The 20,439-nt window shown below is 64.8% G+C and carries 26 protein-coding genes; 8 read left to right on the top strand and 18 right to left on the bottom strand.

All coding sequences use genetic code 11. The annotated features are described in order from the left end of the window. Positions 1–98 precede the first annotated feature (98 nt). From TabM4_RS18550 to TabM4_RS18540, 3 genes are all read left to right on the top strand, one after another. Positions 99–1,082 (top strand): porin, encoded by a 984-nt coding sequence (locus TabM4_RS18550; RefSeq protein ID WP_434615846.1) that lies wholly within the window; start codon positions 99–101, stop codon positions 1,080–1,082. A 285-nt stretch (positions 1,083–1,367) separates the two neighbouring features. Beyond that, positions 1,368–2,450 carry a porin gene (locus TabM4_RS18545; RefSeq protein WP_434615843.1) on the top strand — a complete coding sequence of 361 codons (1,083 nt, stop codon included), beginning with the start codon at positions 1,368–1,370 and terminating at the stop codon, positions 2,448–2,450. Between the two features lie 126 nt (positions 2,451–2,576). Further along, entirely contained in the window at positions 2,577–3,233 is a 657-nt protein-coding gene (locus TabM4_RS18540; protein WP_434615840.1) for a YggS family pyridoxal phosphate-dependent enzyme, read from the top strand. 51 nt (positions 3,234–3,284) lie between these two features. Here the strand turns inward: TabM4_RS18540 and TabM4_RS18535 are convergent, their stop codons facing one another. Further along, complete coding sequence (locus TabM4_RS18535) at positions 3,285–3,572, bottom strand: HU family DNA-binding protein (RefSeq protein ID WP_434615838.1); 288 nt, start codon at positions 3,570–3,572, stop codon at positions 3,285–3,287. A gap of 161 nt (positions 3,573–3,733) precedes the next feature. Further along, positions 3,734–5,212 carry an AMP nucleosidase gene (locus TabM4_RS18530; protein ID WP_434615835.1) on the bottom strand — a complete coding sequence of 493 codons (1,479 nt, stop codon included), beginning with the start codon at positions 5,210–5,212 and terminating at the stop codon, positions 3,734–3,736. Between the two features lie 126 nt (positions 5,213–5,338). On the opposite strand from TabM4_RS18530, the gene TabM4_RS18525 reads away from it, so the two are divergent. From TabM4_RS18525 to TabM4_RS18515, 3 genes are all read left to right on the top strand, one after another. Beyond that, positions 5,339–6,184: an SDR family oxidoreductase gene (locus TabM4_RS18525; protein ID WP_434615832.1), complete on the top strand. Its 846-nt coding sequence runs from the start codon at positions 5,339–5,341 to the stop codon at positions 6,182–6,184. A 208-nt stretch (positions 6,185–6,392) separates the two neighbouring features. Then, positions 6,393–7,385, top strand: coding sequence for a TerC family protein (locus TabM4_RS18520; protein ID WP_434615829.1), 993 nt, complete (start codon positions 6,393–6,395; stop codon positions 7,383–7,385). A gap of 74 nt (positions 7,386–7,459) precedes the next feature. Continuing rightward, entirely contained in the window at positions 7,460–8,230 is a 771-nt protein-coding gene (locus TabM4_RS18515; RefSeq protein ID WP_434615826.1) for an ion transporter, read from the top strand. On the opposite strand, the gene TabM4_RS18510 is transcribed toward TabM4_RS18515, so the two are convergent. From TabM4_RS18510 to TabM4_RS18470, 9 genes are all read right to left on the bottom strand, one after another. Next, entirely contained in the window at positions 8,227–8,580 is a 354-nt protein-coding gene (locus TabM4_RS18510) for a helix-turn-helix transcriptional regulator (RefSeq protein ID WP_434615823.1), read from the bottom strand. The two genes, TabM4_RS18515 and TabM4_RS18510, sit on opposite strands and share 4 nt — an antisense overlap. Then, positions 8,577–8,816, bottom strand: a complete 240-nt coding sequence (locus TabM4_RS18505; protein ID WP_434615820.1) for a type II toxin-antitoxin system RelE family toxin — start codon at positions 8,814–8,816, stop codon at positions 8,577–8,579. Before TabM4_RS18505 ends, TabM4_RS18510 begins: the two co-directional genes overlap by 4 nt. Positions 8,817–8,884: 68 nt before the next feature. After that, positions 8,885–10,798, bottom strand: coding sequence for a 1-deoxy-D-xylulose-5-phosphate synthase (gene dxs, locus TabM4_RS18500; RefSeq protein ID WP_434615817.1), 1,914 nt, complete (start codon positions 10,796–10,798; stop codon positions 8,885–8,887). 34 nt (positions 10,799–10,832) lie between these two features. Next, entirely contained in the window at positions 10,833–11,702 is an 870-nt protein-coding gene (locus TabM4_RS18495) for a polyprenyl synthetase family protein (protein WP_434615814.1), read from the bottom strand. Further along, positions 11,699–11,938 (bottom strand): exodeoxyribonuclease VII small subunit, encoded by a 240-nt coding sequence (locus TabM4_RS18490; protein WP_434615811.1) that lies wholly within the window; start codon positions 11,936–11,938, stop codon positions 11,699–11,701. Before TabM4_RS18490 ends, TabM4_RS18495 begins: the two co-directional genes overlap by 4 nt. After that, positions 11,935–12,861, bottom strand: coding sequence for a histone deacetylase family protein (locus TabM4_RS18485; RefSeq protein ID WP_434615808.1), 927 nt, complete (start codon positions 12,859–12,861; stop codon positions 11,935–11,937). The genes TabM4_RS18490 and TabM4_RS18485 overlap by 4 nt, the downstream gene beginning before the upstream one ends. 57 nt (positions 12,862–12,918) lie before the next feature. Beyond that, entirely contained in the window at positions 12,919–13,425 is a 507-nt protein-coding gene (locus tag TabM4_RS18480) for a hypothetical protein (RefSeq protein WP_434615805.1), read from the bottom strand. Between the two features lie 91 nt (positions 13,426–13,516). Further along, positions 13,517–14,221 (bottom strand): response regulator, encoded by a 705-nt coding sequence (locus TabM4_RS18475; protein ID WP_434615802.1) that lies wholly within the window; start codon positions 14,219–14,221, stop codon positions 13,517–13,519. Further along, complete coding sequence (locus TabM4_RS18470) at positions 14,218–14,718, bottom strand: MarR family winged helix-turn-helix transcriptional regulator (protein ID WP_434615799.1); 501 nt, start codon at positions 14,716–14,718, stop codon at positions 14,218–14,220. The genes TabM4_RS18475 and TabM4_RS18470 overlap by 4 nt, the downstream gene beginning before the upstream one ends. Before the next feature lie 151 nt (positions 14,719–14,869). On the opposite strand from TabM4_RS18470, the gene TabM4_RS18465 reads away from it, so the two are divergent. Then, positions 14,870–15,736 carry a branched-chain amino acid aminotransferase gene (locus TabM4_RS18465; RefSeq protein WP_434615796.1) on the top strand — a complete coding sequence of 289 codons (867 nt, stop codon included), beginning with the start codon at positions 14,870–14,872 and terminating at the stop codon, positions 15,734–15,736. Positions 15,737–15,739: 3 nt separating this feature from the next. Here the strand turns inward: TabM4_RS18465 and TabM4_RS18460 are convergent, their stop codons facing one another. From TabM4_RS18460 to TabM4_RS18450, 3 genes are all read right to left on the bottom strand, one after another. Next, the gene (locus TabM4_RS18460) at positions 15,740–16,231 is read right to left on the bottom strand and encodes a hypothetical protein (RefSeq protein ID WP_434615794.1); all 492 of its coding nucleotides are present in this window, start codon (positions 16,229–16,231) and stop codon (positions 15,740–15,742) included. Continuing rightward, the gene (locus tag TabM4_RS18455) at positions 16,206–16,472 is read right to left on the bottom strand and encodes a hypothetical protein (RefSeq protein WP_434615791.1); all 267 of its coding nucleotides are present in this window, start codon (positions 16,470–16,472) and stop codon (positions 16,206–16,208) included. The genes TabM4_RS18460 and TabM4_RS18455 overlap by 26 nt, the downstream gene beginning before the upstream one ends. A gap of 121 nt (positions 16,473–16,593) precedes the next feature. Further along, positions 16,594–17,022 (bottom strand): organic hydroperoxide resistance protein, encoded by a 429-nt coding sequence (locus tag TabM4_RS18450; RefSeq protein ID WP_434615788.1) that lies wholly within the window; start codon positions 17,020–17,022, stop codon positions 16,594–16,596. A 126-nt stretch (positions 17,023–17,148) separates the two neighbouring features. On the opposite strand from TabM4_RS18450, the gene TabM4_RS18445 reads away from it, so the two are divergent. Beyond that, complete coding sequence (locus TabM4_RS18445) at positions 17,149–17,586, top strand: MarR family winged helix-turn-helix transcriptional regulator (RefSeq protein ID WP_434615785.1); 438 nt, start codon at positions 17,149–17,151, stop codon at positions 17,584–17,586. Here the strand turns inward: TabM4_RS18445 and TabM4_RS18440 are convergent. The 4 genes from TabM4_RS18440 to mtgA form a co-directional block, all read right to left on the bottom strand. Then, positions 17,583–17,750: a hypothetical protein gene (locus TabM4_RS18440; RefSeq protein WP_434615782.1), complete on the bottom strand. Its 168-nt coding sequence runs from the start codon at positions 17,748–17,750 to the stop codon at positions 17,583–17,585. The genes TabM4_RS18445 and TabM4_RS18440 overlap by 4 nt on opposite strands. Before the next feature lie 100 nt (positions 17,751–17,850). Continuing rightward, positions 17,851–18,879 (bottom strand): tRNA epoxyqueuosine(34) reductase QueG, encoded by a 1,029-nt coding sequence (gene queG / locus TabM4_RS18435; protein ID WP_434615779.1) that lies wholly within the window; start codon positions 18,877–18,879, stop codon positions 17,851–17,853. A 51-nt stretch (positions 18,880–18,930) separates the two neighbouring features. Next, positions 18,931–19,596, bottom strand: a complete 666-nt coding sequence (gene fzlA / locus TabM4_RS18430) for an FtsZ-binding protein FzlA (protein WP_434615776.1) — start codon at positions 19,594–19,596, stop codon at positions 18,931–18,933. 73 nt (positions 19,597–19,669) lie between these two features. Then, on the bottom strand, positions 19,670–20,407 hold the full coding sequence (mtgA, locus tag TabM4_RS18425) for a monofunctional biosynthetic peptidoglycan transglycosylase (protein WP_434615773.1): 738 nt from the start codon (positions 20,405–20,407) through the stop codon (positions 19,670–19,672). Between the last annotated feature and the right edge of the window lie 32 nt (positions 20,408–20,439).

Below are 20,439 nucleotides of genomic sequence, written 5' to 3'. Positions count from 1 at the left end.
ACCTCTGTCGTTGCAATCCGGGGCGGTAAGACTGATTAACAGAGCATCCCCAAGCCGGATTCCCCTGGGTTGGGTTCCTAAGACAACGAGGGAAAACTATGAAAAAGATTCTTCTCGCAACGACCATGCTCGTTGCCGGCGCGTCCATCGCCGCTGCCGAAGTGACCCTGTCGGGTTCGGCCCGCATGGGTATCATCTCGAACTTCGACAACGCTGCTACCCTTGGTGTGGATGAGAGCGATCTCGAATTCACGTCGCGTGCTCGCGTTGAATTCACCATGTCCGGCGAGTCGGACTCGGGCCTGTCGTTCGGCGCGTCGTTCCGTGCGGACAACGCTGTTGCCGCCAACCAGGGTGACGGCGGTTCCGTGTTCATCTCGGGCGCTTTCGGCAAGCTGTCGATGGGCGACGTTGACGGTGCTGCTCAGATGGCGACCGGCCACGTGGCTGGCGTTGGTCTGACCGGCCTCGGCGACCTGAACGAGTCGACCTTCCTCGGCGCTGGTGATGGTGCAACCGACCCGACCGCTCTGTACGAGTACTCGGCTGGTGACTTCACTGTCTACGTGTCTGCTACCAACCCGACCACGACCATCAACGTGCTTGGGGCGACGGCGGCCACGACGATCATCACCGACACCAACGCGATCGCGCTCGGTGCGAAATATACCTTCGGTGACTACGCTGTTGGCCTCGGCTATGAAAAGCTGGACGGCAAGGCTGCGGTCGCCGCTACCGGTGCTGACAACGTCGATGTCGACCACGTCGTCCTGAAGCTCTCGGCGAACGTTGCTGGCTTCAACGTGCAGGGTCTGTTTGGTCAGGCTGATGGCAACGTGGGTGGAGTCGTGCTGAACAACGCTAAGCAGTACGCTGCCTCGGTGTCGTACACCACCGGCGCTCTGACCGGCACCGTGTTCTACACTGATGACTCGGATCTTCGGGTCGCTGGCACAACGACTGCCTACGGCATCGGTGCTTCCTACGACCTCGGCGGTGGCGCATCCGTCAACGGTGGTTTGGTCAAGAACCACGACGCCGACACCGAAGCGTTCGACCTCGGTGTGTCCTTCTCGTTCTGATCTGAACGCGAAGACTGTTTAGGGAAGAGCGGGCCTTGTGCCCGCTCTTTTCTTTTGTGCGGGGCGGGTTGGGGTGGGCCTGCAAGGGGCGGAAATCCATGAAGTTCGGCTGCAAGGCGCGTCCCGGAGAGCGGGGGGCGCCTTTCGCGTGTCTGGGGGGCACTGTGGCGGGAATGCATCGTTAACTTTTGTTAATGATATGGGTGATATCCATAAGGCTTTGTCATGGAAAGCCTGCGGGAGTAGGTTCCGGCCATCGGTTCATTACCAGTAAGGAGACTACCAATGAAAAAAGTACTGCTCGCGACGACCATGCTCGTCGCCGGCGCGTCGATCGCCGCCGCAGAAGTGACCCTGTCGGGTGACGCGCGGATGGGGATCCTCTCTTCGGGTGAGGACAACCTTCTGACGCTGAACACTGACGAAGGCGACACTGTCTTCACCAGCCGTGCGCGCGTGACCTTCACCCTGTCGGGCGAGTCGGATTCGGGCCTGTCCTTCGGTGCGTCGTTCCGTGCCGACAACGCCACGGGCGCTGCTTCGGGCACCGCTGGTTCGGTGTTCATCTCGGGCGCGTTCGGCAAACTGTCGATGGGCGACGTCGATGGCGCGGCCCAAATGGCGACCGGCCACGTTTCGGCCACCAGCCTGACCGGCCTGAACGACTGGTCGGAGTCGACCTTCATCGGTGCTGGCGGTCTGAACGCCGTGGCGCAGACTGCCGCTATTCCGGGTGGCACCACCGACCCGATCGAGACCAATGATCCGACGCTGCTGTATGAATACTCGGCTGGTGACTTCACGGGCTACTTCTCGGTCACCAACCCGCGCGACGTTTTGGTCAACAGCGCTGCTCCCGGTGCTCCGGCTGTCAACGCGCTCACCTCGAACGCCATGGCCTATGCCATCGGTGCGAAATACACCTTCGGCGACTACTATGCCGGTCTCGGCTATGAAAAGCTGAGCGGGTTCATCGCACCGGCGGCTGGTATTGCACCTGGCACAGCGGTTCCGGCTGACAACACCGACATGAAGCACGTCGTGCTGACCGCTGGCGGCACCGTCGCGGGCGTTTCGGTGAAGGGCCTTTACGGCAAGGCTTCGGGCACGCTGGCCGGTGTGAATGTGGTTCGTCCGGGCTTCTCGGGCAAGCAGTACGCGCTCTCGGCCTCGTACACCATGAGCGGCATCACCGGCACCGCCTTCTACACCGATGACTCGGGTCTGGGTGGCACCGTCGCCTATGGCATCGGCGCGTCCTACGATCTGGGCGGCGGCGCAACGCTTGTTGGTGGCATCGCGCAAACCAAGGTCGCGGGTCCGGCTGACAACACCGCCTACGACCTCGGCGTGTCCTTCACGTTCTGATCCCCCCTCCCGGGATCATCGGAAAGGGCGGGCCTCGTGCCCGCTCTTTCTGCTTTGCGCATGCCACCTGTCTTCCCTTTCCCCCGGTGCTATGTTCCTGATGCGGAAGGGCAAAGGGGGCGGATCATGGCGCTGGCGGAGATCGTGGCACGGGTGCGGGCGGCAGAGGCCGCGGCGGGGCGGGAGGCGGGTTCCGTCACCCTGATCGCCGTGTCGAAGGTGCAGCCTCTGGACCGCGTCATCGCCGTGCTGGAGCAGGGCTATCGCTGCTTTGGCGAGAATTACGTGCAGGAGGCGGCGGGGAAGTGGCCGGACCTGCAGGCGCGGTTCGGCAAGGTGGACCTGCACATGATCGGCCCCTTGCAGACGAACAAGGCCAAGGTGGCGGTGGACCTGTTCGACGCGATCCACAGCGTGGACCGGCCCTCGCTGGCCGAGAAGCTTGCCCGTCTGGCGCAGGAGCGGGGCCGGAGCCCGGCGCTCTATGTGCAGGTGAATACGGGGGAGGAGCCGCAGAAGGCGGGCGTCCTGCCTGCCGATCTGGATGGGTTCGTCGCGACCTGCCGGGGGATGGACCTGCCGGTCGCGGGCCTGATGTGCATCCCGCCGGAGGGGGAGGACAGCAGCCCGCATTTCGCCATGCTGGCCGGGATGGCCGCGCGGAACGGGCTGGGCGGCCTTTCGATGGGGATGAGCGGGGATTTCGAGGCGGCGATTGTGGCGGGGGCCACGCATATTCGCGTGGGGTCCGCGATCTTTGGCGAAAGGGCCTATGCCCGGTAACGAAAGGGCCGCCCGGAGGGGCGGCCCGCGATCCGTGCAACGGCCTGTGGATCAGGCGTTGACGCTGTCTTTCAGTGCCTTGGCGATGGAGAACTTGACCTGCTTGTCGGCGGGCTTCGTCACGGTTTCGCCGGTGGCGGGGTTGCGCACCTGACGCTCCGGCCGGGCGCGGCAGACGACCTTGCCCAGACCCGGCAGCGTCACGGCACCACCAGCGGCCACTTCGCGCGCGACGACGGCTGCGATGGCATCCAGAGCGGCGGTCGCGGTCTTCTTGTCCGAACCCATGGTTTCGGCAAGAGCGGCAACGAGCTGGGTTTTGGTCATCGGTTTCGACATGTGATGTTCCTTCGTTTTCTGGCCCTGTCATCAGGCGGGGCCTGACCCTGTCCGTGTTTTGACTGGAACGGCTAAAATCTGTTTTGGCGAACAAATCAAGCGCATTCTGACCATTTCCGCCCGGATCGGACCGGTGACCGGGCGGAAATCTGCAGTTGAGCCTAGAGAAAGGCGGTTTCGTCGAAGCTGCGGAGTTTCCGGCTATGGATACGTTCGATGGGCATGTCGCGCAGCAGTTCCATGGCCCGGACGCCGATGAGGAGATGGCGGGCGACCTGCGTCTTGTAGAATTCGGAGGCCATGCCGGGAAGTTTCAACTCGCCATGCAGGGGCTTGTCCGAGACGCAGAGGAGGGTGCCGTAGGGGACGCGGAAGCGGAAGCCGTTGGCGGCGATGGTGGCGGATTCCATATCCAGCGCGATGGCGCGGGATTGCGACAGGCGCTGCACGGGGCCGGACTGATCGCGCAGTTCCCAGTTGCGGTTGTCGATGGTGGCGACGGTGCCGGTGCGCATGATGCGCTTGAGTTCGTAGCCTTCGAGTTGGGTGACCTCTTCCACCGCGTCTTCGAGGGCGATCTGGATTTCGGCAAGGGCCGGGATGGGGACCCAGACGGGGAGGTCGTCGTCGAGGACGTGGTCTTCGCGCAGATAGGCGTGGGCGAGGACGAAATCGCCGAGAGATTGGGAGTTCCTGAGGCCCGCGCAGTGGCCGACCATGAGCCATGCGTGGGGGCGCAGGACGGCGATGTGGTCGGTGGCCGTCTTGGCGTTGGAGGGGCCGACGCCGATGTTGACCAGCGTTATGCCGTTCCCGTCCGCCCGCTTCAGGTGGTAGCTGGGCATCTGGGGCATCTTGGGCGTGGGCGGCAGGATGCCGTCGGGCGTGGTGAGGATGAGGTTTCCGGGGGCCACGAATTCGGTATAGCCCGAGGCGGGATCTGCCAGCACCTTGCGGGCATAGGCTTCGAATTCGTCCACGTAGAACTGGTAGTTGGTGAAGAGGACGTGGTTCTGGAAATGCCCCGCATCGGTGGCGGTGTAATGCGACAGGCGGGCGAGCGAGTAATCCACCCGCTGCGCGGTGAAGGGGGCAAGGGGGCGCGAGCCGTCGGGCAGGAATTGGCGGGTGCCGTTGACGATGTCGTCATTGGTGGTGGCGAGGTCCGGCACGTCGAACACGTCGCGCAGCGAGAATTCCAGAACGCCTTCCTGCGGGACAGAGACCTTGGGATTGCCCGCCACGGCGAAATGCACCGGGATAGGCGTGTCGGAGGGGCCGATGACGATGGGCTGGCCGTGGTGACGCAGCAGAAGGTCAAGCTGCTGGATCAGGTAGTTGCGGAAGAGGTCGGGCCGGGTGACGGTCGTGGAATAGGTTCCCGGCCCCGCCACATGGCCGAAGGACAGGCGCGAGTCGGTCTTTACATGGCTGGTCGTGGTCAGGCGGATTTCGGGATAGCAGGCGCGGATGCGGGCGGATGGCTTCGCCCCCGTCACGGCCTGCGTGAAATGCTGCGACAGGAAGGCTGTGGCGGCGAAATAGATCTCTTCCAGACGGTCGACGGCGGCGACGGGGTCGGTGAAGGACTCGGGCGCGGGAAGGTCGGGGGTCAGGAAGGGATGGGAGTCTTCGGTCATTGCGTTCTTCTTGTTCTTGCGTTGCTCGTAATTTGATCAGGCATGTAATCCGAAAGGGGGGGGCCTGCGCAAGTGAAGCCTTTGCGACAGCTTGCGCCCGCGCGGGGGGCGGGCCATGGTTGGCGCATGAAGACATTGCTTTCCATCGGTCATGGCTACAGCGCGCAGGCGCTGGCGCGGGTGTTGCTGGCGCAGGGCTGGAGGGTGATCGGCACGACGCGGAACCCGGACCGCGCCCGTGACTTCGCGGCGCAGGGGGTGGAGCCGTTGCTGCTGCCCGGGTCGCTGGCCCCGGCGCTGGCGCGGGCGACGCATGTGCTGACTTCGGTCGCGCCGGAGGCAGGGGGCGATCCGATTCTGCGCGACCATGCAGGGGAGTTGCGCGCGGCGCGGCCCGAATGGGTGGGGTATCTTTCCACCACGGCGGTCTATGGCGACCATGCCGGGGGGTGGGTGGATGAGGCGACGCCGCTGACGCCCGCCACGGCTCGCGGGCAGGCGCGGGTGGAGGCAGAGGCGGGTTGGGCCGCCTTGGGCCTGCCGCTGCATATCTTCCGGCTGGCGGGGATCTATGGAAATGGTCGGGGACCGTTCGAGAAGGTGCGGGATGGAACCGCCCGCCGCATCATCAAGCCGGGGCAGGTCTTCAGCCGCATCCATGTGGAGGATATCGCGCAGGTCCTGCTGGCATCAATCAACCGCCCCAATCCCGGCGCGGCCTATAACGTCTGTGATGACGACCCGGCCCCGCCCGAGGATGTGATCGGCCATGCGGCGGAACTGTTGGGCCTGCCGCTGCCGCCCGCCATTCCCTATGACGAGGCGGAGATGACGCCGATGGCGCGCAGTTTCTATGCCGAGAGCAAGCGGGTGCGGAATGACCGCATCAAGGAAGAGCTTGGCGTGCGGTTGCTTTTCCCCAGCTATCGCGAGGGGCTGGCCAGCCTTCTGGCCGCCGAGAACGCCCGCTGATCACGCCCCGGTCACGGGCGCGTGAAATTTCTGCGCCGCGGCGGGTTGAAAACCTGACTCCCATACCCACCTTCCGCAGGCGGGCCGGGCCCCTCTGACGCGAAAGCGCCATGTCGGACCGCATCGAGTGCGCCTCGATGTCATGCCCGGACCCTGTTCCCGTGACTTCCCGGCGCTTGGACATGTGTTCGAGAGAGGACAACGGGGAATGGAATTTCTCTTCCTGCTATTCTTGGGCAAGCCCATGTGGATGTGGCTGCTTTTCATCACATTGGTCATCGCGCTATTGGCCTTTGACCTTGGCGTTCTGCACAAGGATGGAAACCACGAGATCGGGGTCGCGGAGAGCCTGAAGCTTTCGGCGATGTATATCGTGCTGGGGCTGAGCTTTTCGGGCTTTGTCTATTGGCAGATGGGCTGGACGCCGACCGCGCAGTATCTGACGGCCTTTGTCGTGGAAAAGACGCTGGCGATGGACAACGTCTTTGTCATCGCGCTGATCTTCACCTTCTTTGCGGTGCCGCGCGCCTATCAGCACCGCGTGCTGTTCTGGGGTATCCTTGGCGTGATCGTGCTGCGCGGCATCATGATCGGGCTGGGGGCGACGATCGTCGCGTCCTATAGCTGGGTTCTGTATATCTTCGCGGTGTTCCTGATCTTTACCGGGATCAAGATGCTGTTCGTGGGCGATGGCGAACATGACATCGCGAACAACCCGGTTCTGAAGTTCATCCGGGGTCGGTTCCGGGTGACTGATGAATTGCACGGCAACCGGTTCTTCGTGCGCCAGCCCGATGCGGGCGGGAAGATGGTGCGCTATGCGACGCCGCTGTTCATCGCGCTGATCCTGATCGAGATCGCGGATCTGGTGTTTGCCGTCGACTCGGTGCCTGCCGTGTTCACGATCACGACGGACCCCTACATCGTCTATACCTCGAACATCTTCGCCATCCTCGGCCTGCGGGCGCTGTATTTCGCGCTGGCGGCGATCCTGCACCGCTTCGCCTATCTGAAATATGCGCTGTCGCTGCTGCTGGTGTTCATCGGGTCGAAGATCTTCATCGCCGATGCGATGGGCTGGGAGAAGTTCCCGCCGAGCTGGTCGCTGGGCATCACCTTCGTGATCCTTGCGGCGGGTGTGATCTTCTCGCTGTGGAAGACGAAAGAGGCGAAGGACGGTGTTGTTAAGCCCGCGGAATGACGGGCATAAACTGGAATGGATGCGCCCGGGCTGGAATGCCCGGGCCTTCTGCGTTGTGGAGTGAGGGACAAGCAATGTCGGTTCGCAATCAAGTGGCGGAATTTCTGGAACGCCCCGCTGTCACCCGGTTCATCATGGGGGTGATCCTGTTCAACGCGGTGCTGCTGGGGCTGGAGACATCCAAGCCCGTGATGGCGGCGGCGGGGGAAGTGATCCTGACGCTGGACCGGATCTGTCTGGCGATTTTCGTGGTGGAGATCGTGTTGAAGCTGTTCGCATTGGGCGGGCGGTTCTTCCGGTCGGGGTGGAACCTGTTCGATCTGGCGGTGGTGGGCGTGGCCTTGCTGCCGGCTACGGGCGGCCTGTCGGTTCTGCGGGCGTTGCGCGTGTTGCGGGTGCTGCGTCTGATTTCCGTCGCGCCAAGCCTGCGGCGTGTGGTGGAAGGGTTCCTTCTGGCACTGCCGGGGATGGGATCGGTGATGATGCTGATCGGGCTGATATATTACATTGCGTCCGTGATGGCGACGAAGCTGTTCTCGGCCTCTTTCCCCGACTGGTTCGGCGATCTGGGACTTTCGGCCTATACGCTGTTTCAGGTGATGACGCTGGAAAGCTGGTCGATGGGGATCGTGCGGCCAGTGATGGAGGTTTACCCCTATGCGTGGATTTTCTTCATCGCCTTCATCCTTGTGACGACATTCGCCGTGATCAACCTGTTCGTCGGTCTGGTGGTGAATTCGATGCAAGAGGCGGCAGAGGCGGACAAGCCGGATGAGGCGGCGGCGCGGCATGCGGAATTGATGGAACGGATCGCCGCGCTGGAGAAGCGGCTGGAAGGTCGCTAGACGATATCGTCGATCCCCGTTCCCAGAGCATCGGCCAAGGCGCGGAGGGTGGAGAGGCGAGGGTCGATCTTGCCGCGTTCGATGTCGCAGACGGTGGAGAGCCGCAGCCCTGCCCTTTGCGCCAGCGCGCCCTGCGTCAGACCCGCCGCGCGCCGCCAAGCGGCGAGGGGGTGCAGCGTGCCGTCGAGCATCGCCTGCATCAGGTCGGCGGGCATGTTTGGTGCTTTGGCGTCTTCTGCCCGTGCATCCTGCGCCATAGCGGCGAGGGCGGCATCCCCGCGGAGGGTGGCGTATTCCTGCGCCGTGAGGACGATCAGCGGTTCGCCTTGGGGCGTGGTGGCGTGGTTCATCTGTAGACCTCACGTCTGTGCGCGATGAGGAGGACAAGCACGCCCTCCCGCAGTTCGAAGATCGCGCGCCAATCGCCATGGCGGAGGCGGAACAGGCCCGATTCCCCCGTCAAGGGCCGCACGTCGCCCTGCCCCGTCCGCGCCCAGTGGTCGAGCTTTGCCAGCAGGGCCTTGGCGTCTTGCGGCGGCAATCGGCGCAGCGCTTTGGCAGCGGTTCGGGACAGGGTGACCTGCATCGCGCGATCCCTTCGAGGATTGCGCGTTACCGTAAGTCGGTCAAGTTAATTGCGCGTTAACGCAACATTCACGCCCGCTTGCCCACAACCGCGATGCCGAGGGTGGAGAGGACCTTTGCCTCGATCTGGGCCGCATCCATCCCGGCGACCTGATACATGCGTTCCGGGCTGGCCTGATCGATGAAGATGTCGGGCAGGACCATGCTGCGGAATTTGAGGCCCGTGTCGAAGACACCTTCGTCGGCGAGGAGTTGCGCGACATGGGAGCCGAAGCCGCCCACCGCGCCCTCTTCGACGGTGATCAGCGCCTCGTGGTGGCGGGCGGCGTGGAGGATCAGGTCGCGGTCCAGCGGTTTGGCGAAGCGGGCGTCGATGACGGTGGGGGCAAGGCCGCGCTGGGCGAGGGACTCGGCGGCCTTCAGCACCTCGGAAAGCCGCGTGCCGAAGGAGAGGATGGCGGCGCGGCCGCCTTCGCGGATGGTGCGGCCCTTGCCGATCTGCAAGGGCGTGCCGCGGGCGGGGAGGTCGCAGCCGACGCCTTCGCCGCGGGGGTAGCGGAAGGCGATGGGGCCTTCGTCATGGGCGGCGGCGGTGGCGACCATGTGCATCAGGTCGGCCTCGTCGGCGGCGGCCATGACCACGATGCCGGGGAGGTTGGCGAGGAAGGCCACGTCGAAGCTGCCCGCATGGGTCGCGCCGTCGGCCCCAACCAGACCCGCGCGGTCGATGGCGAAGCGGACGGGCAGGCGCTGGATGGCGACGTCGTGGACGACCTGATCGTAGCCGCGTTGCAGGAAGGTGGAGTAGATGGCGCAGAAGGGGCGGAGGCCCCCGGCGGCGAGGCCTGCGGAGAAGGTGACGGCATGCTGTTCGGCGATGCCCACGTCGAAGCAGCGGCGGGGGAAGCGGTCGGCGAAGAGGTTGAGGCCGGTCCCATCCGGCATGGCGGCGGTGACGGCGACGATCTTTTCATCGCGTTCGGCTTCGGCGATCAGGCCTTGGGCGAAGACCTTGGTATAGGCGGGGGCGTTGGATTGCGCCTTTGCCTGCACGCCCGTCAGCACGTCGAACTTGCCCGTGGCATGGCCACGGTCGCGCGCGGCCTCGGCCGGGGCGTAGCCTTTGCCCTTTTTCGTCAGGACGTGGATCAGCGTCGGCCCCGTGGCGCGCTGGCGCGCGGTGCGCAGGACGGGGAGGAGCTGGTCGAGATCATGCCCGTCGATGGGGCCGATGTAGTTGAAGCCCAATTCCTCGAACAACGTCCCGCCCACGGCCATGCCTTTGAGCATTTCCTTCGCCCGCCGCGCGCCTTCCTGAAAGGGTTCGGGCAGGAAGCTGACCGCGCTTTTCGCGGCGGCCTTGAAATCCTGGAACGGGGCCTCGGCATAGAGGCGGGAGAGGTAGGAGGAGAGCGCGCCGACGGGCGGCGCGATGGACATTTCGTTGTCGTTGAGGATGACGAAGAGGCGGGTCTTCAGGTGGCCCGCGTTGTTCATCGCCTCGAAGGCCATTCCGGCGGACATGGAACCATCGCCGATCACCGCGATGGCGTCGCCGGGGTCGCCGCCAAGGTCGCGGGCGGCGGCAAAGCCCAGCGCGGCGGAGATGGAGGTGGAGCTATGGGCCGCGCCGAAAGGATCGTAGGGCGACTCGCTGCGTTTGGTGAAGCCGGAGAGGCCGCCTTCGGTGCGCAGCGTGCGGATGCGGTCGCGGCGGCCGGTCAGGATCTTGTGAGGGTAGCATTGGTGGCCCACGTCCCAGATCAGCTTGTCACGCGGTGTGTCGAAGACGGCATGGAGGGCGACGGTCAGTTCGACGACGCCGAGGCCCGCGCCAAGGTGGCCGCCCGTCACCGAAACGGCGCTGATCGTTTCCGCGCGGAGTTCGTCGGCGATCTGACGGAGTTCGCGGTCCGACAACCCCTTCAGGTCGGCAGGCGCGGCGACACGGTCAAGCAGCGGGGTCTTGGGGCGGTCTGTCATGCTGCCTTCCGGTGGCAAGGAAAAGGGGGGCGCGTCACGTCTCGCGGCTGATAACGAAGCGGGCGCAGGCGATCAAGTTCGCGGCCCGGTCGCCATAGGGGGAAAGGTGGGTTTCCGCCTCGGAAATCAAAGCCCGGGCGCGCGCCTTTGCCGCATCGAGGCCAAGCAGCGAAACAAAGGTCGCCTTGCCTGCCTCGGCATCCTTCTGCAGGCGTTTGCCGGTCTTTTCCGGGTCGCCCTCCACATCCAGCGCATCGTCCCAGATCTGGAAGGCAAGGCCCAGCGCGGTGGCATAGCGGGCGAGCGGTTGCGGGTCTGCGCCTGCGAGGATTGCGCCCGCCTCTGCCGACCAGCGGATCAGGGCGCCGGTCTTGCCTGCCTGCAATTCGGTGATCTGGTCCAGCGTCAGGGGCGCGGTGGCGGTTTCGGCGGCGATGTCGAGCGCTTGGCCAAGCACCATGCCTTCGGCGCCTGACGCCTTGGCGAGGCCCGCGACGAGGGCGATGCGGGTGTCACCGCTGCCCAGCGCGGGATCGGTGAGCAGTTCGAAGGCGAGGGTTTGCAGGGCGTCGCCTGCAAGGACTGCCGTCGCCTCATCCCATTTCACATGGATCGTGGGCTGGCCCCGGCGCAGGTCATCGTCATCCATGCAGGGCATGTCGTCATGGACGAGGGAATAGGCGTGCAATGCCTCTACCGCCGCAGCCGCGCTGATGGCTTGCGCGTCGGTCAGGCCGTGCATCCGTGCGCTTTCCAGAACGAGGAAACCGCGCAGGCGTTTGCCGCCGCGCAGGGCATAGCGCATGGCGTGGATCACGGGCTGGTCGGCGCGGTGGTCCAGCGCCTGCATCAGACGCGACTCGATGGCGGCGGCGTCGCGGGACAGGGTTTCGGTGAAGCTCACATCCCCTCCGCCGGGGTGGTGCCCACGGCGCGGCCTTCCTGCGCGCGGATCAGTTCGACCTTGGCTTCGGCGGCGGCCAGTTTGTCGGCGCAGTGCATTTTCAGGGCAGCGCCGCGTTCATAAAGGGCGATGGATTCCTCCAGCGCCACCTCGCCGCGTTCCAATTGGTTCACGACCTGCTCCAGCGCGGCCATGGCCTCTTCGAAGGTCATTTCGGATACGGGTTTTGCGGTCATCTTCCACGTTCCTCCAACACGCCCACATGCGCGGCCACCGAGGCCTGAAGCGCAGCAAGATCATATCCGCCCTCGAGTGTCGAGACGATGCGGCCATTGGCGTGCCGATCGGCCAGATCGCAGAGGCGGCGGGTGAGCCAAGCGTAATCTTCGGCCTGCCATTCGAGTGAGGCGAGCGGGTCGGCGCTGTGGGCGTCGAATCCGGCAGAGATCAGGAGGAATTCCGGGGCGAAGGCATCGAGCGCGGGAAGGATATGCCCATCATAGGCGGTGCGCATCGCCGCGCTGCCCGTTCCGTCGCGGAGAGGGTGGTTCAGGATGTTGCCATGCGCCCCCCGTTCATCGGCGCGGCCCGTGCCGGGATAGAGCGGCATCTGGTGGGTGGAGGCAAAGAGGATACGGGGTTCGTCCCAGAGCAGGTCTTGCGTCCCGTTGCCGTGGTGGACGTCGAAATCGACGACGGCGACGCGGGAGAGGCCGTGGTGATCGAGCAGGCGTTTGGCGGCGATGGCCACGGTGCCGAAGAGGCAGAACCCCATCGCCGTGGCGGTTTCCGCATGGTGCCCCGGAGGTCGCCCCGCGACGAAGGCATTCTGCGCCTGCGCCGCCATGACGGCATCCACTGCCGCGCAGATGCCGCCAACCGCCCGCAGCGCGGCGGTCAGAGAACCGGGGGACAGCATCGTTTCCCCGTCCAGCGCGACCCAACCCTCGGTCGGGATCGCGCGGCGCACCTTGGCCAGATAGGCGGCCGGGTGGCAGCGCAGCACTTCGTCATCGGCGGCTATCGGGGCCTCTTGCCATTCCAGTGGCAGTTCGGAAAGCCCACGTTCCACGGCGGCAAGGCGGGCCACCTGTTCTGGGTGGCCCGGAGGGGTGACATGCCCCGTGAAATCGGCGTGATGAAAAACGCGCGTGACCATGGCATATCCCTTGGTTCGGAGCGGAGAGCCTAGCGCAGGCCGCGCGCGCCGACAGCCTTAGCCGCCCGATGCGGCGTTCTGCGCTTCCTGACATTCGATCAGCGCCGCCACCGCCTCGACCGAACCGGAGACATCCAGCGACATCACCTCTGCCCCGTCATGGGACAGCGACAGGTTCTCTGCCTCGACCAGCAGGGCAAGGAAATCGGGATTGTCGAAATCGACATTCGCGCCCGGAAGATCGTCGATCGGGTAGCCCACCGCCTGCCCCTCGAAGGATTTGTCATCCAGCGAGATCGTGACGGGATAGGACTGGCCTTCGACGATGTCGCCCCATGCGGGATTGGCCGACAGGATGTAGCCGAAGCCCGTCGTCATATCGATCCCGATGCGGACCACGGATTGATCGTCGAATTCGCCATACATCAGGCAGCCATTGTTCAGCGTCGGGTCGATGGCAATCGCCCAACCGCCCGCCTCGGCATAGTCCTGCAACACCTCTTCGGCCATTGCCGGTGCCGCAGCGCAGATGGCCGCCATGGCAGCCGCCCAGATCGTCTTCATCGCAAACTCCACACAACACCCGTCATCGGGCGGGCGGAAGGTAGCAAGGCTTTGCCCCCGGTCAATCGGGAAACCGTATCAATCCGCAGGATCAATCGGGCTGGAGCATGTAGCCTTCGCCCCGGACGGTCTGCAGATAGCGGGGTTGGCGGGGGTCTTCCTCGATCTTGCGGCGGAGGCGGGTGATCTGCACGTCGACGGCGCGTTCCTGCGCGCCCTCTTCGCCGGGCTTGCCCGCATCGCCCACCAACCGCTCACGCGCGATGGGGGTGCCGGGTTGCGCCGCGAAAAGCCGCATCAGCGTGGCTTCGGTCGCGGTCAGGCGCACCAGATCGGTCCCGCGCCACAATTCGCCACGGTCCATGTCATAGCGGACGGCGCCCATATGCAGGACCTTGGGCGTGGGCACGGCAGGCTGCGCCTGCGGCACGCGGCGCAGGATCGCGTTGATCCGCAGCAGCAGTTCCTTGGGTTCGAAGGGCTTGACCAGATAATCGTCGGCCCCGGCCTCCAGCCCCTCGATGCGGTTCGCCGTCTCTCCACGCGCGGTCAGGAGCAGGATGGGCACCGCATGCCGCGCCCGCAATTCCCGCGTCAGGGTGATGCCATCCTCGCCCGGCATCATCACGTCCAGAACGATCATGTCGAAATCCAAGCCAGCCAGCAGACGCCGCGCCTGCGCGGCATCGCGCGCCACCGTCACCAGATAGCCGTTCCGCATCAGGAACTTCTGCAGAAGGCCCCGGATGCGTTCGTCATCGTCGACGACCAGAAGATGCGCCTGCGGTTCGGTCATTTCTCTCCCTCGCGCAAGGATTGATACTGCCGCCGCATCTCTGGGTCCATCATCGCCTCCAGCACCGTGCGGAAGCCCTGCACCGCCGCAGGCCCCGCCGCGCGATAGGCCGCCCGCATCCGCGCGCGCTGGGCATCCGAAAGCTGGCGCTCCAGTTCCTGCCCCTTGGCGGTGAGATAGAGGTTGCGTTCCCGCTTGTCCGACCGGCCCACCCGCGCCTCGACCAGCCCGTCATCGATCAGGCTGCGCAGCACGCGGTTCAGGCTTTGCTTGGTGACCCCAAGGATCGACAGCAGGTTCGAAACCGTCGTCCCCGGCGAGCGGTGGATGAAATGGATCGCCCGGTGATGCGCGCGGCCGTAATCCATCCCTTCCAGAATGCGGTCGGGATCGGCGGTGAAACCGCGATAGGCGAAGAACATCGCCTCGATGCCCTTGCGAAGCTGTTCATCGGTCAGGAACAGGAGGCTTTCACCCCCCGCATTGCCCTCGGCCATCGCGTCCTCCCTTGGCTGACGGCGAATTTACGTCAGCCTTGTTGACTTTCCAAGTCACAACTGTTAGCTCAACCCCGGTTTTGCGCAATATTATGTCCGATACGGACTTAACAGACGCAACATTCGGAAACTTCGCCCTTGGGAGTGGGACATGGCTGGCTACGACGATCGCGACGGGTTCATCTGGATGGATGGCAAGCTGGTGGAATGGCGTGGCGCGAATGTCCACATCCTGACCCATGCGCTGCACTATGCCAGCGCGGTGTTCGAGGGGGAGCGCTGCTATAACGGCAAGATCTTCAAATCGACCGAGCATTCCGAACGCCTGCGGAAATCGGGCGAGTTGCTGGACATGCCGCTGCCATTCAGCGTGGAAGAGATCAACGCGGCGAAAGAGGCGGTGCTGAAGGCGAACAACCTGACGGATGCCTATGTGCGCGCCATCGCATGGCGCGGCGCGGGCGAGGATATGGGCGTGGCATCGAAGCGGAACCCGATCCGGTTGGCGGTCGCCGCCTGGACCTGGGGCAACTATTACGGCGACGCGAAGTTCAAGGGCGCGAAGCTGGACATCGCGAAGTGGAAGCGGCCCTCGCCCGAAACCATCCCCCATGCGGCCAAGGCGGCGGGTCTTTACATGATCTGCACCATGTCCAAGCACGCGGCCGAGGCAAAGGGCTGCAGCGACGCGATGATGTTCGACTATCGCGGATATGTGGCCGAGGCGACCGGGGCGAACATCTTCTTCGTCAAGGACGGAGAGGTGCATACGCCCATCCCGGACGCGATCCTGAACGGCATCACGCGGCAGACGGTGATCGGGATGCTGAAGGACATGCAGATCAAGGTGCATGAGCGGCGCATCATGCCGGAGGAGCTGGAAGGGTTCCAGCAGTGCTTCCTGACGGGCACCGCGGCGGAAGTCACGCCGGTGGGTCAGATCGGGGACTACAACTTCGAGGTGGGCGACCTGACGAAGCGCATCGCGACGGAGTATGAGCGGATGGTGCGGGCGTAAGCGTCAGCGTGCCCTTCTGACATCGAGACCAAGGAAGAGCGCCAAGCGACGGCGCTCTTTTTCTTTTTCGGCGAGAAAGCGGTTGAGCGTCCGTGTCACGTTCATCAAGTCATTGCTGACTTCGGAAATGTTGAAGACGGCAAAAGGGTCGTAATCGGCAAGGTCGCGCTTTGCCTTCATCGTCATCAGGGTTTCGGCAAACTCCTTCTGGACCGTCGTCATGTCGCTACGACTGATTGCATCACGGCATCGCTGCACGACAGGCCCATGATTGGGCATGCGGTAAAGCATTATGAAAGTATCGCGATAGCCGACGTCGGTCGGTGCTTCGGCGACCAACTGGGCGAGCTCCTCGCACAGCGCGTGGAACAAAGCGTAATAGAGATCGCTGGTCGCCCTGCGCAGATCCGCCTCAGTGCAGGTGGCCGGAGCGCTGATGCGCTTGGCGGAGCATTTGATGAGATCGAGGCTAAGCCGTCCTGAGGTTCCGGGCATCGTCCGACGAGATGAAACTGGGCACCACATAATCAGGACGGCCATCGCGGATGGCCTTCTCCCACAGGTCGGAAATCACGCCTTGCATTTCTTCGGGCGTGGGCGCAGCGCTTCCGCCATCATAGACGACGAAGATGCGCAGCACGCTCTCTCCATCGGCATTTCGCGTCTCTTGCATTCGAACCCCGCTGACCCGCCTTGTTCCAAGGCGGTCGCGCACGATGGTTTCGACGTCTTCCATGGGCACTGAACCTATACTGACCGAATGAAAGCCTAGCACGAATTCCGTCGGGCTGGATGCCTTGTAACAAAGAGTCATCGCCGCAGCGGGATGTGACTGCGGCGATGCCGTCACCTAGAGGTCAGGCCACCACGGTTTCCACCACGATGTTGCCCTTGGTCGCGTTGGAATAGGGGCAGATGAAATGGCCACGTTCCGCGATCTTTTCCACCACGGCGCGATCCACGCCCGGCATCTTCACCACCAGTTTAACCTGCAGGCCGAAGCCGCCATCCGACCGCGGGCCGATGCCCACATGCGCATCCACCGTGGCATTGTCGGGCACCGTGCCAAGCTTTTCGCTGCTGGCGGCAAAGCGCATCGCGCCCAGATAGCAGGCGGCATAGCCGATGGCGAAAAGCTCTTCGGGGTTATGCCCCGCACCCGAGCCGCCAAGTTCCTTGGGGCTGGTCATCGTCACCGTCAGCTTGCCATCGGCCAGCTTGGCCACGCCGTTGCGGCCCCCGCCGGTCGCCTGCGCCTCGGTCCAGTATTTCGGGTCAACGGACATCGCATGTCTCCCTTTTCATATCGCTTAAGATTAAATCGTATGCGATATAACTAGCCGGAACCAGGCCGCCCGTCAAGCCTTTCTCCATCGCTTGCGCCTTCATCGTGCGCGACATATCTTGATCCCATGGATGACCCGCGCCGCCTTCCCCCGCCCCGGATGCTCTGCTTCGCGCTTTATTCGGCGGCCCATGCCATGCAGGCGGCCTACAAACCGCTGCTGGATCCTCTGGGTCTGACCTATCCGCAATACCTCGCCCTCTCGGCGCTCTGGGCCGAGGATGGGCAGACCGTGGGCCAGATCGGGGCGGCGCTCATGCTCGACAGCAACACGCTGACGCCTCTGTTGAAGCGGTTGGAGCAGGCGGGCTGGATCACGCGCCGCCGCGATAGTGCAGATGAACGTCAGGTCCGTCTGACGCTGACGGAGGAAGGCCGCGCGCTGGGCGCCCGTGCCGCCGATGTGCCGCCCTGCTTCCTTGACCGCACGGGCCTGACGCTGGACGCCGCCACGCAGATGCGCGACGACCTGATGGCGCTGCGCGACAGGCTCCGCCCGCGCTAGGCCGTCCGCCCGCGCTCGATCCGCAGGAACTGCACCAGACGCGACGGCCCGGCCTCGCCCCGCGGGCGATGCCATGTCTCGCGTGGGCTGCGGGCAAGGCGCAGGAACTGCTTTACGCGCGCCCCTGTCGAAGGGCTGCGCTTGTCGGCCAGATGCTTGCTCATGTCATCCTCCCAAGACTGACGGGCGATCAGCCTAGCATCGAATCGCCAAAGCCCCAAACCCGGAAGTCCCACCCATCCGTCGGTCTGCCGACCGCGCGCCTCAGGGCAGGCGGTCCACCGCCCAGCGCGCGGCATCGGCCACGGCAGGATCGGGATCGTCCAGCAGGCGCAGGGCCACGCCGCGCAGGGCGGGCAGCCCGGAATTGCCGATGGCGTAAAGCACGTTGCGGATGAACCGGTCGCGCCCGATCCGCTTGATCGGGCTTCCCGCAAAGCGCGCGCGGAAGGCGGCATCGTCCAGCCCCGCCAATTCCGCAAGCTCCGGCGCACCCACGCGCGGCTGATAGCCCATCTCCGTCGTGGCCTGCGCGAACTTGTTCCACGGGCAGATCGCCAGACAATCGTCGCAGCCATAGATGCGGTTGCCCATCAACGCCCGCAACTCTACATCCACCGGCCCGCGATGTTCGATCGTCAGATAGGAAATGCAGCGCCGCGCGTCCAATTGATAGGGCGCGGGGAAAGCCTTGGTGGGGCAGATGTCCAGACAGGCGGTGCAGCTTCCGCAATGGCTGACCTCCGGCGCATCCTTGGGCAGGTCCAGCGTGGTGAAGATCGCGCCAAGGAAGAACCAGTTGCCAAGGCCGCGCGACAGCAGATTGGTATGCTTGCCCTGCCAGCCTAAGCCCGCCGCCTGCGCCAAGGGCTTTTCCATCACCGGCGCGGTGTCGACGAAGACCTTGATCGCCTCGCCCTGCCCCGCCTGATCCAGCAGCCACCGCCCCAGCCGTTTCAGCCGCCGCTTGACCAGATCATGGTAATCCTTCCCCTGCGCATAGACGCTGATCGCCGCGCGCGCGGGCTGGTCCAGCACCGCCAGCGGGTCGCCTTCGGGCGTATAGGGCTCGGCCAGCATGATGACCGACCGCGCCTCGGGCCAGAGCGCGGCAGCACTCCCGCGCCACTCCACCCGCTCGGCCATCCAGCCCATCTGCCCCTGCCGCCCATCGTTCAGGAAGGCGGCCAGACGGCCCGCCGCCTCGGGCACCGCATCCGGCGCGCAGATGCCCAGCGCGGCGAACCCCTCGGCCCGCGCCTGCGCCTCCAATCTGGTCCTGAGATCATGCATCTTCGTCTCGGCCCAAATACCCAAAGATCCGGACGGCCCCGCGTGCTGCGGTCAGAAATCCAGATCCGCGTAATGCGGCGGCGGCGGGAAGCCCGGCACCTGATCGGCCAGCAGCGTGCGGAAGCAGGGGCGCGACTTCACCTTCGCATACCAGTCCTTCACCGCCGCCGACCGGTTCCAATCGACATCCGAGATATAGTCGAGGCAGGATAGATGCGCCGCCGCGGTCAGATCGGCCAGCGTCATCACATCGCCCGCCAGCCAGCGCCGCTGATCCAAGAGCCAGCCCATGTAATCGAGGTGGTATTTGATCCGGCTCGCCCCGAATTTGACGTTCTTGCTATCGGGGTAGCCCTGACCCATGACCTTCTTGTTCACCCGCTCATAGAGCAGCTTCGACGTCACCTCGTCATGGAACTTGTCGTCGAACCAGGCGCAGAGGCGGCGCACCTCATAGCGGGCCTCAGGGTCGCGCGGCATCAGTTGCGGCGTCGGCACCGCCTCTTCCAGATATTCGCAGATCGCCTGACTTTCCGACATCACGCGATTGTCCCAGCGCAGGACCGGCACCTTGCCCGCCGGATTGCGGCGCAGGAAATCGGGCGAGGGTTCCCAATACCGCTCTTCCACCAGCTCCACCTCCAGCCGCTTCTCGGCCAGCGTCAGGCGCACCTTGCGGCAATAGGGCGAGAGCGGAAAGTGATAGAGGCGGATCATCGGGAAAGCGCTTCCGTCATGTCATGAAACGGTCAGATGTCCTTAGCCCCGTCAGGGGGCGGAATTCAACGGCTCATTCCTGAAAACACGCGGCCCGGCCATCCGCCGCGATGGTTTCCGCCCCCGAGATGATGGAGCGCGTCCGCGACCGGACGAAGTTCGACGGATTCGAGGCCGAACGCCCCTTGGGATCGGGCAGCACGGCGGCGAGCCGCGCCGCCTGCGTGGGCGTCAGGTCGCGCGCATCCACCCCGAAATGATGCTGCGCCGCCGCCTGCACGCCGAAGACGCCTTCGCCGAACTCGGCCACGTTCAGATAGACCTCGAGGATGCGCCGCTTGGACCAGAGGGTTTCCACCACGGGCGTCAGCACCGCCTCCATCGCCTTGCGCAGCCAGGAGCGGCCATGCCAGAGGAAGACGTTCTTCACCATCTGCTGGCTGATGGTGGAGGCGCCCCGGTTCGATCCTTCCGCCACCGCCTCGCGGATGGCGGCCATGTCGAACCCCCAATGCAGGCAGAAATTCGCATCCTCCGCCGCCACGGCGGAGCGCGCCATGACGGGGGCGATCTCTTCCATCGGGACCCAGTCCTTCTCGATCCCGCCCAAGCGGGCGCTCTCGCCAAGCTGGTAAAGGTTGATGGGCGGCGGCAGGAAGGAAAACAGCAGGATCAGCACGGCGAAAAAACCGGCGATCCCCGCCGCGATGCGCCCGGTCCAGCGCAGGATGCGCCGCTTCAGCGGTGCCCGCGCGCTGGGCGCGGCCGTCTTGCGCGGCTTTCGGGCGGGTTTCTCGGGGCTGTCGGTCATCGCGGGACAATAGCCATGCACAGGGTGGCCGG

The sequence above is a fragment of the Tabrizicola sp. M-4 genome (genome assembly GCF_051132405.1).
GTDB lineage: Bacteria > Pseudomonadota > Alphaproteobacteria > Rhodobacterales > Rhodobacteraceae > Paragemmobacter.
This window is presented reverse-complemented; position numbering and strand designations above follow the sequence as displayed.